Genomic DNA, 11,677 nt, shown 5'->3' with positions numbered 1-11,677 from the left:
GGCCATGGTATCGTTCGCAAATATTATTGCTGGCAGGTTGCACCGCTGCAGAGCCCGATTCCCCTTATATCTGCATACGCTATTTAGCACTTTTTTTTCCTATTACCACCAACTATTTTTGGCATCATTACCTTTTATTTATAACTACCCCTGCTGGACATACACCGGCGGGTCTTTCTTAAACAGCGCGCCAAACAATAAAGCCAGGATAAAAACGAAAATGATAGAAATTACTACACCGGTTATCGCATTGCCGATTGATGCAGACGGCTGCGAAAAATCTTTTTTTAGTTCGGCTACATTTTTGTCGATAAGCACCTGGCTGGTATGCCGCTCTTTCAAAATGGCAATTTTGGCATTGATAGCCGCAGTTTGAACTTTAACGGTATTGTCAGGCTCGACGAATTTATTAAAAATTATCTCTTTCCCGAGGTAATTGAAAACAAAAGCTACTAAAAACATAATGAATATGCCGGTCGTAGCCTGCTTAAAGGTCCAGTATCCGCCAATATCCTTACGGGCTTTAAATGCCAGGAATATCACCAGGAAGATTGGAATAAATACAGAAAATATTACCGGTGCGCCAACAAAAACCAAAGGCGATGCAGTAGTAGTAATCAAATAATAGGACGCTATCGACAACGCAGTAATGATCAGGCCTAATATAAACCCGTTCTTTACCCCGTTTATCTTTATCCTTTTTTCAATATCGTTCATTATAATCAATCAGGGCGAGGCTTATTTAAAGCTCACCAATATTTCAAAAACAGCCATATCAAATTCCTGTTCAATGGCATTGGCAGCTATGTCAGCGGTTTCAGCGTCTGACGGGTCTGTATTCTGGAAAAAGCACATAACCGGGTAAAACAGTTCTTTCAGTTCCGAATCTTCGGGAAGTTGTCTGGCTACTTTGGCAATTTCAGAAACAGAACTTTCCATCAGGGCCTGGTTAGATATTACCGGTTCATAAATACGGTATTCATCCTGGAACTCGTCCTCATCAACCAATAAAAATTCCTTTAGGTAGTCCTCCAGTCCCGGTTCAATTTCCTCGTCTTCGCACTCGTTCAGATAAAGCAGCAGGTTCAGCAGCTCAGTGCCCCGGTCGAGGGTTTCCTCTTCGATAGCTTCCCATTCGGGCGAGTCCAGGTAATCGTCTTCGAGTTTCTTTACATCAGCGCTAAAGAAGTTGACCAGGAGCAGGTCGAAGAACACTTCACGTAAAGCCTCCAGCTGCGGATAATCGTCGAAGATTTCGTCCATCATGTCCACCTTGCTCATAAAGTCCTCCCCGGAGTCGAACACGCCGGCAATAACTTCCGCAAATGGTTCAGCGTTAAAATCGCTGTATTCAGAAAAAGCCGTCAGTGCGGCTTCTATGGCTGATTCTACTTTTGGGTCTATCATAGGTTTATTGTTTATAAAAGTGATTGTTATTGGTAGTTAACAACACTTTGCCTTTTAAGTTCTGGCCTATATACGGCGAATTATATGATTTAGACCTGTTGTTGGCTTTGTTGTATTCCCACTCCTGTTCCGGATCAAACAATACCAGGTTGGCGTCATTACCTTCTGCGATGGATGGAATTTCTACATTCAATATTTCACGTGGCGCTACTGCCATTTTTTCGATGATCAGGCCGAGGCTGAGACCGGCTTTCAGAGCTAATGAGAACGCTGTTTGCAAGCCGATGATACCGAATTCAGCTACTTCAAATTCAACAGCCTTAAACTCCACCTCGTGTGGTGTATGCTGCGAGACAATAGCATCTATGGTACCATCTTTCAAACCCTTCAGCAAGGCATTCACATCATCCCGGGTGCGCAATGGCGGCTTTACCTTATAAAGGCTGTCGAAGCCTAGTAAAGCCTCATCCGTAAGCACCAGGTGGTGGGCCGCAACATCGCAGGTAACCTCAATCCCTTTGCGTTTGGCTTCTCTTATCAATTCAACAGAGCGTGTGGTTGATATAGTAGTAAAATGTATCCGTGAACCGGTGTATTCTGCCAGGTAAAGGTCGCGGGCAATCATCAGCTCCTCGGCAAGCGGTGGTATGCCCTTCATACCCAGGATCGTGCTTATCTCGCCTTCGTTAACCTTGGCTTTGCCGGCTATGGCAGTATCTTCCGGATAAGATAAAATCAGTGCGTCAAAGCCCTGTGCGTACAGCAGGGCACGCTCCATCAATCCTGCATCCTGTACCGGGCGGTTGCCATCTGTAAAGGCCTTTGCTCCGCTTAAAAACATATCGTACATCTCGGCAAGGTCTTTACCCTCCCGTTTATGCGATATGGCGCCCAGCGGATAAACATCCACCAAACTCCGTTTCGCCCGGTTCATCAGGTACTCGATCTCTGCTTTGGAGTGCACCGGGGGAATGGTATTCGGCATGAGTGCAACGCCGGTAAATCCTCCGGCTGCCGCGGCAGCGGTACCTGTTTTCAAATCCTCCTTCGTTTCAAGCCCCAGCTCGCCGATATTGCAGTTAAGATCGAAAAAGCCCGGCGACAGGTGTTTACCTTCCCCTTCAACCAATTCCGCATCCGCTTCAAGGCCCGGCGCTATTTTAGTGATGATTCCTTTCTCTATCAGAACATCGGCAACCTGGCCATTGTAAGGTGAATTCGGGTCGGTAATTGTTACGGATTTAATAAGCAAATTCATTTACTATGCTTTAGAGGTGGGTTTTTATCCATTCATGCCCGGCTGATTTTTGTTGCTGACGCTGGTTTTATAAAACCTAATCAGCAGTATTTCGGCTGCCAGGAAAATCAACGCCAAAATTATACAAAGTTTCCATAATTGTAAGCCGAAATTTGTTTCCGTTACATTCCCTTTCAGCGAGGCTTTCCCGCTTTCCATGATGTCGCTCACCTGCGGGACGGCTATTGCCAGTTGTGCATTGGAAAGATAGCTCAAATCCGACTCGCTCCTGTTATCATTAAACGCGAGCACGGCCACGGAGCTGTCTCCTTTTTTAAGGTCGTAGATGCCGGTTTCATGCAGTTGGTCGGATACATAAAGCAATGTGCTTCCCTCCTGCTGCCTTGTATCCGGAATAACACTTTGCCCACCCTTAACCAGCTTAAGCAGTTGCTTTTCGTTAACATGTACCGGCGGCACTTCTATATTTTCGTCTTTCCCAAGCGTATAGAACAACGGCAGGTCATGACCGCTCAGCAATGCAATCCTGAACATCACCGGCACAAACAAAGCATGCCGGGGCAGGTTGCTGAAGTCCTCGCTAAGTGGTACCGCTGATACATAAACATGACCCTTCCCTGCCGTATATCCGGCCCAGAATGTTTTGTTACCCGGCAAGGTCATCAGGTTTTCGGTGCGGTTGCCGATGGCAGAACTGAGCATATAATACTTCTTTACCAACGGTAATTCCGGGTTCTGCGGAAAGCCTTCGAAGATGCCTTTAAATACCTGGCTTTGCAAGTTGATGTTGTACACTTTGGTATTTTCAGTAAGTAAAGCCCCCGGCCAGGCGGCATTCAATGGCTGCAGTAACGACTGGTAGCTTGCAGCATTGATACTTGCCGACGGAAATACCACCAGCGTTCCCCCTTTGCTCACGTAGGTCTTCAATTGCTGCGATAGGCCTGTAGAAATGGCATCGATATCACTCAAAACAATTAAAGGATAGCTGTTCAGCGACGAATAATCCACATTGCCGTCCGGTACCTGCTTCGCATTAAAAAAAGGATCGGCTGCGAAAACGGCTTTCAGGTACGGATTGGGAGTGCCGCCATTCACCAGTAACAGCGGCATTTGCTGCGCGGCGTTAAAAGCGAAATGAAATTCATTATCAAAAGTCACCGGGTTATCCTGCAAGGTCAGTTCGGCGCGCTGCCAGCCTGGTTTCAAACCCGAAAAGGTGAGCGTATCATATTGGGCAGACCTCGCATCAACCGTATAGCTGCCCAGTGCTTTCTGCTCACCGTTTATGGTAAGTTTCAACGGCACCTTTTCGGCTGATTTACCGGAGTAGTTATGCAAGCGAACCACCAGCTTTTCGGTTTCACCCGGCCGGTGTATCGCACTCAGGAGGCTAACCGAATCCACCGCAACATTGGGCAGCGAACTGGCACTTAAACGTACCATGGTAACACGCACGCCGGTATCCTTTTTAAGCGGTTGCCCGCCGGCCATGTTTTTTTGAAAGTCGGAGATCACATACACCGATCGCACGCCGCTTTTATTCATATCCAGCAAGCTTTCCTGCCGGCTGATGATCTGCTGCAGCGTGCGGCTTTGCGGACTGATCTTCACCGCATCCACCGCATCATTAAACTCATCGCGGCTTAATAAACGCTGGTGACTGCCTTCAAAATCCTGCGTAAGCAGTTGAAAGCTGTCGTTTATACTATAGGCCGATGCTATCTCCTTTGCACGGCGTTTCGCTTCATCCAGCAGGGAGCCCTCACGGTTAAGGGCCTGCATCGAATAGGAGTTATCAACAAAAATACTCACCGCCTGCTGCTTGCCCGCGTTGGCGGCATTACGGCCGGGGATATAGGGCCTGGCGAAGGCCAGTACCAAAAAAGCTAAAGCCAGCAACCTGGACGCAAGGATCAGCCGCTCCTTTAAATTGCGGCGGTGCGACTGCTGCTCCTGCACATCCTTCAGAAACTGTACGTTGCTGAAATAAACTTTCTGGTACCTGCGGAAATTAAACAGGTGGATAATTACAGGGATAGCCAGCGTAAATAATGCAAGTAAGAAGGCTGGATATAAAAAATGCATGGTCGGTAATGTGCGGATATGCAGATGTGCAAATGTGCGAATTTATTTGATTGATACGGCTGATCAGGTTCAATAAGTTGGCAATGAAAATGATTTACAGCTTATTAACATTTATTCATTATATTTTAACATAATTGCCACCGGGCTACTTATGCTATCTATAGTTTTACAGCGTCTGAAATTTTTATAAATCTGTACCAACTACAACCATGTTAAAAAAAAGGAAACAGTTTAAACCGATTATCATTTGCTTACTTTCCATCTTACTCACAGGGGCACTTGATATTCACCCGGCGTATGCTGCCATAAAATCGTACAAAAAGGAAAAAGGATATGTACTGTTTGCTCTGGATAAAGGCTTAATGAAAATTGTTGTCTGTAAGGACGATATAATCGAAGTAAAATACACCATTTTCAACCAGTTTAATGATAAGCCCTCGCTGGTAGTAAACAATAAGTGGACTTATGGCAATTATAGTATCACCGAAAATAGAACCGGCTATATTATCAGCACATCAAGATTAAAAGTACTTGTAAATAAAGCCACCAACGCCATTACCTATACTGACCTTAGCGGCAAAGAAATAGCCTCGGAAACACAATCATACAACAAAACCATAACGCCGGCTACCATTGCGGGCATTAGTACTTATACTGTAAGTACTTCGTTCAACTCACCAAAAGATGAGGCTTTATATGGCCTCGGTTGCCACCCCACCGATACCCTTTCTATCAATTATAAAGGCCGCAATCAGGATATGGCCATCAAGTATATGACGGGAGCAATTCCGGTTTTGCTATCAACCAAAGGTTACGGTTTAATGTGGGATAACTACTCAGCCTCTAACTTTTATGGTGCAGAAGCAGGAAATACACAATTTAAATATGTATCAGAAAGCGGCAAGCAAGTAGATTACTACTTTTTTTACGGCCCTGATTTTGATAAGATCATCAACCTGTACCGTATCGCTACGGGAAAAGCGCCAATGTATCCAAAATGGGCGTTCGGGTTATTCCAGTCGCAGGACAGGTACCTGACGCAGGAAGAAGTGTTGTCGGTAAAGGACGGTTACCGCAAAAACCATATCCCGGTCGACGTAATTGTGCAGGATTGGTATTACTGGGACCCATTCCCTATCGGCGTACATGTAATGAACCCTGAGCGTTACCCTGACCCAAAAGAAATGGTATCTGAACTGCACAAAGCGAATATCAAAGGTATGATTTCGATATGGCCGGTATTCGGCAAGGGCACAAAGAACTACGATGCGCTTAATAAAATAGGCGGGCTGACCTCCATTACCTGGGATAATGTGGTTACCCATACTTTCGATACCTATTATGATGCCCACAATCCCAGGGCCCGCGAAATGTACTGGGACCAGGCACGCGATAGCCTGGTAAAACGCTACGGCTGGGATGCCTGGTGGGTTGACCAATGTGAACCGGACAATGGTGCATTATTGGACGAGCGCCGCAAAGCCAGCTTCGCCATCGGTAAAGGCATCGATTATTTTAACACGTATTCTTTAGAACATTCAAAAGGTATTTATGCCGGCTGGCGCAGGGACATACCGAATAAACGGGCATTTTTCCTGATCAGGCAGTCGTTTGCCGGGGAGCAACGCAATGCGGCTACGCTGTGGTCGTCAGATATATTCTGCGGATTTGGAGCTTTCAAAAGCCAGGTGCCGCAGGGTATTAATGCATGTGTTTCAGGTATACCTTACTGGACTTCAGACATCGGCGGCTACCAGTATTACTGGAAAGCACCTGATTGGTCGAAGCCGGAATTCAGGGAACTGTTTACACGCTGGTTCCAGTTCGGTACCTTCTGCCCCATCTTCCGTATTCACGGTAAAGGCGAGCGCGCACTGTTTTCGAACAACTGGGATGCTGAAACCAAAGCTACCCTGCTGAAATATGATAAATTGCGTTACCGCCTGCTACCCTACATCTACTCCTTAGCCGGCAAAACAACTTTTGACAATTATACTATGATGCGCTCGCTGGCATTTGATTTCCGCGGCGATGAATACATCCAGGGCATACCCGATGAATATATGTTCGGTCCGGCATTTTTGGTTAACCCGGTAACAACGCAGGGCGACAAAAGCCGCAGCGTTTATCTGCCAAAAGCCGCTGACTGGTATGATTTCTGGACCGGCAAAAAAATAAATGGCGGACAAACGCTGCAGGCTGATGCACCAATTGCAACAATGCCGCTCTATGTGCGTGCCGGCTCGATAGTGCCTATGGGTCCCGAGGTGGAATATACTACCCAGGAAAAGAACAAGGTTATAGAGCTGCGCATCTATCCTGGCGCAAACGGGCAATTTAAGTTTTATGAGGATGAGAATGATACCTATAATTATGAAAAAGGGCAATATGCTACGTTTAACATCAACTGGAACGATAAAACCCGTACAATCACTGTTTCGGATACAAAAGGCAGCTTTCCGGGTATGCTGAAGCAACGTACTTTTAACGTAGTATTGGTGAACGGTGAGTACGGAACAGATGAAACAGTGGCCACCAGGTTTGATAAAACTTTTACTTATTCAGGTAAATCACTCGCTGTAAAAATATAGTACTATTTTAACATTTTATGCCCGTATGCCGGTTCAAAACCATGGGGGCATTTTTTTTATCCGCAAAAATTAGTGTATAATTAACAATTATTAATATATTAGTGCGTAGTATTTCATCCTGCAGATACGCACAACCAATTATTACCCATGCGCACTAAAATTATTACATCAATAATTGTATTGCTGTTTATGCATACCTTTTTGCACGCGCAAAAAAAGGGTTACCAGTTTTCTCATCTGGATATTACTAACGGGCTGTCTAATAACCGCGTAAATTGTATTTATAAAGACGCTGGCGGATTTGTTTGGTTTGGCACCGCATCAGGGTTAAACAGGTACGAGGGCTATAAGTTTAAATTGTTTAAGCACGACGGTAACGACCCTAAATCCTTATTGGATAATAACGTTACCAGCATTTGTGAGGGGCCGCAAAATACCATGTGGGTTTTTACTCACAGCGGCATTTGCGTATACGACCCTGATACTGAAAGTTTCACCAGCGACATCGCTAATGAATTGCTTAAATACCAGGTGATAACCAATCATTTGACGCTGATAAGAAAGGACGATAGCGGTGATTTTTGGTTCCTCACCAATGACAGGGGCATTTATTGCTATCATCCCAAAAGTAAGACCACAAGTACCTATAATACTCTGCCCGATTCGCAGATCATACTTCACTCCAACAAGGTGACCGATGTGGTTGAGGACCGGGATAAAACATTTTGGCTCGTTTATGCTGACGGCACAATTGATAGATTGAACACAGCGAATAATACGGTGCTGTTGCGCAGTACCGACCTGGAACAGGCTAACAATAAAAAGCTATTTCCATACTCGCTAATGCTGGATAATGCAGGAAATTTGTGGGTTTACGTAACGGGCAGTTTCATGGGCATTTACAATTATAATACCCGAACAAACCGCTTAAACCATTATGATAAAGATACGCGCGACATCACGCTGAACTCAAATGTTATAAATACGATTGTTCAGGGTGACGACAAAAATATTTGGGTGGGAACCGACCATGGCGGCATTAACCTGATTAACCCGGTGACCCATCAAATAAGTTATGTTCTGTCTCGCGATGATGATGAACGCGCACTAAGCGAAAACAGTGCAGTACTTTATAAAGATAATAACGGAATAATTTGGGCGGGCACCTACAAGCATGGCGTTAACTATTACCATAAAGATATCATCCGGTTCCCGATTGTAAAGCATTACATTGCCGATAACACCAGCCTGCCCTATGAAGACGTGAATTGCTTTGTAGAAGACAGGGCCGGAAATTTATGGATAGGCACCAACGGCGGAGGGCTTATCAATTATAATAAAAACACAAAAAAGTATACACAATACAGGCATAATCCCTCTAATCCAGGCAGCCTTTCAAATGATGTAGTCATCAGCCTTCTTATTGATCATGAGGGTAAGCTTTGGATAGGCACCTACTTTGGCGGGGTTAACCGCCTGGAAGGCAACCGTTTTATTCATTACCAGCATAAAGACAGTGACCCCAACAGCATTTCGGACGACAGGGTTTATACCATCGCGGAAGATGCGTCGCAAAGATTGTGGTTCGGTACTTTTGCAGGCGCATTAAATATTTACAACGCGGCAGCAGACAACTTTACCCATCCGGATTACATCATGAGTTCGGAATATACCTCGATAATCTACCCGGACAGGGACAAGAACATCTGGATAGGGCGTGACCGGGGTATAGATGTGATTATTAATAAAACCCAAAAAGTAAAACATTATTTTAATCAACCGGGTAACCCCAATAGCCTGATCGCAAATGATGTTAACCGTATTTTGCAGGATAGAAATGGCTTATTCTGGATCGGCACCAAAGACGGAATAAGTGTCCTGAATACACAAACCGGGAAATTCATAAACATCGACGAAAACAAAGGGTTGCCCAACAACAATGTATCAAACATACTGGAGGATAAAAGCGGCCTGATATGGATCAGCACTGCAAACGGCCTGGCCAGCATAAAGTTGACGAAAACCGGAGGTGATTATAAATACCTGATACATAAGTACGACGAATTTGATGGATTGCAAGGCAAGGAATACAATATCAACGCATCGTACAAATTTAAAAATGGTGAAATGATATTTGGTGGCGCACACGGATATAATTTGTTCGACCCGCAAAACATCCACACTTTTTTACCGAAGCCACAACCGGTATTTACCGATCTGCTGCTGTTTAACAAAAGCGTGAAAGTAGGAGATACGGTTAATGGGAATATGGTGTTGACCAAATCGATAGCGGAAACAAACCAGCTTATCCTTCATCATGACCAGAACGTATTTACGATAGAATTTGCTGCCCGCGATTATTTCAATCCTAACAAAATTACTTATCAGTACAAACTGGAAGGCTTTGACAAGCAATGGCTTGCATCGCCCAAAGAAGCCCGAAAAGCCACCTACACCAACCTTGATGCCGGCGATTATGTATTTAAAGTGCGGGTGGTTAACGCCAACCATCCTGAAATGGCCGGTACCGCCGCTTTAAATATTAAAGTTCTGCCGCCGTTTTGGAAATCGGTATTTGCGTACGTAATTTATGTAGTACTGATTGCGGGCCTCCTCCTTTATATCCGACATAGGGGTATCAAAAAACTAAAAAAAGAATTTGAGCAAAAGCATGCCAAAATAGAAGAAGAGCGCATGATTGCAAAGGAGCGCGAAGAAGCCCGCCGTATGCACGAGCTGGATTTGATGAAAATAAAATTCTTCACCAACGTCAGCCATGAGTTCCGCACGCCGCTTTCGCTCATCATTTCCCCTATTGATAACCTGATAAAAAACATTAACAATCCCAATCATGAGCATCAGCTGATAATGATAAAGCGCAATGGTAAGCGACTGCTCAACCTGGTCAACCAATTGCTCGATTTCAGGAAGATGGAGTTTAACGAATTGCAACTTTGCCTAAAAAAAGGCGACATTATTCAGTTTATACGCGAGGTTTGCTCGTCGTTTAACGACATGGCCACCCAAAACCATATCGGCTATTTATACGATAGCGAAGTAGAATCGCTGGAGACAAGTTTTGACCATGATAAAATTGAGCGCGTATTGTTTAACCTTTTGTCAAACGCCTTTAAATTCACGTCGCAAGGCGGCCATATCAGCGTATTTACCAGTCTTGGTAATGGCGGCGATACAAACGGTAATGAGCAAATTTTAGAGATAAGGGTGCTGGATACAGGTATTGGTATTCATAAAGAGAAGCAGGATAAGATATTTGAACGGTTTTTCCAGGACGCGTTGCCTGAGAACTTGCTCAACCAGGGTAGCGGTATTGGCCTTTCCATAAGCCGTGAATTCATCAAGATGCATCGTGGTGATATTACTGTGGAAAGCGAGCCGGGCGAGGGAAGCTGCTTTACAATACGCCTGCCGGTGGGCGTCGAGACACTTAAGGAAGGCAAAACAAAGCCGCAAAATAAATCAGCGCTTGTTGAGCAAGAGAAACCGAAGGGCCATATCCTCGATTCGGGCAAAAAGCCGGTGGTTCTGCTTATTGAGGACAACGATGACTTGCGTTTTTATCTGAAGGACAACCTGAAGCAGAGCTTCCATATTATTGAGGCTGTTAACGGTAAAGATGGCTGGCAGAAAGCGCTTGCTATGCACCCTGATTTGATTGTGAGCGATGTAAGCATGCCGGAAATGAACGGTTTGGAACTATGCGCCAAAATTCGCGACGATGAGCGCACTGCCCATATACCGGTAATTTTATTGACCGCCCTGACCGAGAAAAAAGACCTGTTAGCCGGCACCGCCAGCGGCGCTAACGATTATATCACCAAGCCATTCAGCTTTGAAATTCTGTTATCAAAAATAAACGGCCTGCTGATGATACAGCAGAAATTAAAAAAGACTTACCAGAAGCAGGTGGAAATACAGGCACAGGATTTGGAAATTGTATCGGAAGACCAGAAGTTTCTAAAAAAAGCGCTTGCTTGTATAGAGAAGAACATTACCAACCCGAACTTTTCGGTAGAGGAGTTGAGCCGGCAAATGTCGCTAAGCCGGGTATCGCTTTATAAACGCTTACTGACACTCACCGGCAAAACGCCTGTTGATTGCATCCGGACTATTCGTCTTAAACGGGCAGTGCAACTGCTGGAAAAAAGCCAGCTGAGCATAGCCAGTGTAGCTTACGAGGTGGGCTTTAATAACCCAACCTATTTCTCGAAAGTGTTTAAGGAGGAATATGGCACACTGCCTTCTGAATACGTAAACGAAGTCAGGAAAAAAGAAAAAGAGTCGTTGCAACCGGCTAATGCATTTGAATAAT

6 protein-coding genes are annotated in these 11,677 nt (G+C 44.9%); 2 read left to right on the top strand and 4 right to left on the bottom strand.

Translation table 11 applies throughout. The features are described from left to right. Positions 1 to 144 precede the first annotated feature (144 nt). From Q3W13_RS24565 to Q3W13_RS24550, 4 genes are read right to left on the bottom strand one after another with little or no spacing between them, the layout of a single operon-like run. A complete protein-coding gene (locus Q3W13_RS24565; protein WP_302868584.1) occupies positions 145 to 717 on the bottom strand; it encodes a DUF4199 domain-containing protein in 573 nt (190 codons plus the stop codon). Between the two features lie 21 nt (positions 718 to 738). Beyond that, positions 739 to 1,407: a hypothetical protein gene (locus Q3W13_RS24560; protein ID WP_302868582.1), complete on the bottom strand. Its 669-nt coding sequence runs from the start codon at positions 1,405 to 1,407 to the stop codon at positions 739 to 741. A gap of 4 nt (positions 1,408 to 1,411) precedes the next feature. Continuing rightward, on the bottom strand, positions 1,412 to 2,665 hold the full coding sequence (locus Q3W13_RS24555) for a dihydroorotase family protein (protein WP_302868581.1): 1,254 nt from the start codon (positions 2,663 to 2,665) through the stop codon (positions 1,412 to 1,414). Positions 2,666 to 2,689: 24 nt separating this feature from the next. Beyond that, positions 2,690 to 4,753, bottom strand: a complete 2,064-nt coding sequence (locus Q3W13_RS24550) for a BatA domain-containing protein (protein ID WP_302868580.1) — start codon at positions 4,751 to 4,753, stop codon at positions 2,690 to 2,692. A 209-nt stretch (positions 4,754 to 4,962) separates the two neighbouring features. Between Q3W13_RS24550 and Q3W13_RS24545 the strand changes: the two genes are divergently transcribed. Together Q3W13_RS24545 and Q3W13_RS24540 are read left to right on the top strand one after the other, a co-directional pair. Next, a complete protein-coding gene (locus Q3W13_RS24545; RefSeq protein ID WP_302868579.1) occupies positions 4,963 to 7,344 on the top strand; it encodes a TIM-barrel domain-containing protein in 2,382 nt (793 codons plus the stop codon). Positions 7,345 to 7,491: 147 nt separating this feature from the next. Beyond that, entirely contained in the window at positions 7,492 to 11,676 is a 4,185-nt protein-coding gene (locus tag Q3W13_RS24540; RefSeq protein ID WP_302868577.1) for a hybrid sensor histidine kinase/response regulator transcription factor, read from the top strand. Position 11,677 lies beyond the last annotated feature (1 nt).

The organism is Mucilaginibacter sp. L3T2-6 (assembly GCF_030519355.1).
Taxonomy (GTDB): Bacteria; Bacteroidota; Bacteroidia; order Sphingobacteriales; family Sphingobacteriaceae; genus Mucilaginibacter.
This window is presented reverse-complemented; position numbering and strand designations above follow the sequence as displayed.

Excerpts from the sequence above, each read along its gene's own strand:
- Q3W13_RS24565 (WP_302868584.1), bottom strand. The coding sequence starts at position 717 with ATGAACGATATTGAAAAAAGGATAAAGATAAACGGGGTAAAGAACGGG.
- Q3W13_RS24560 (WP_302868582.1), bottom strand. The coding sequence starts at position 1,407 with ATGATAGACCCAAAAGTAGAATCAGCCATAGAAGCCGCACTGACGGCT.
- Q3W13_RS24555 (WP_302868581.1), bottom strand. The coding sequence starts at position 2,665 with ATGAATTTGCTTATTAAATCCGTAACAATTACCGACCCGAATTCACCT.
- Q3W13_RS24550 (WP_302868580.1), bottom strand. The coding sequence starts at position 4,753 with ATGCATTTTTTATATCCAGCCTTCTTACTTGCATTATTTACGCTGGCT.
- Q3W13_RS24545 (WP_302868579.1), top strand. The coding sequence starts at position 4,963 with ATGTTAAAAAAAAGGAAACAGTTTAAACCGATTATCATTTGCTTACTT.
- Q3W13_RS24540 (WP_302868577.1), top strand. The coding sequence starts at position 7,492 with ATGCGCACTAAAATTATTACATCAATAATTGTATTGCTGTTTATGCAT.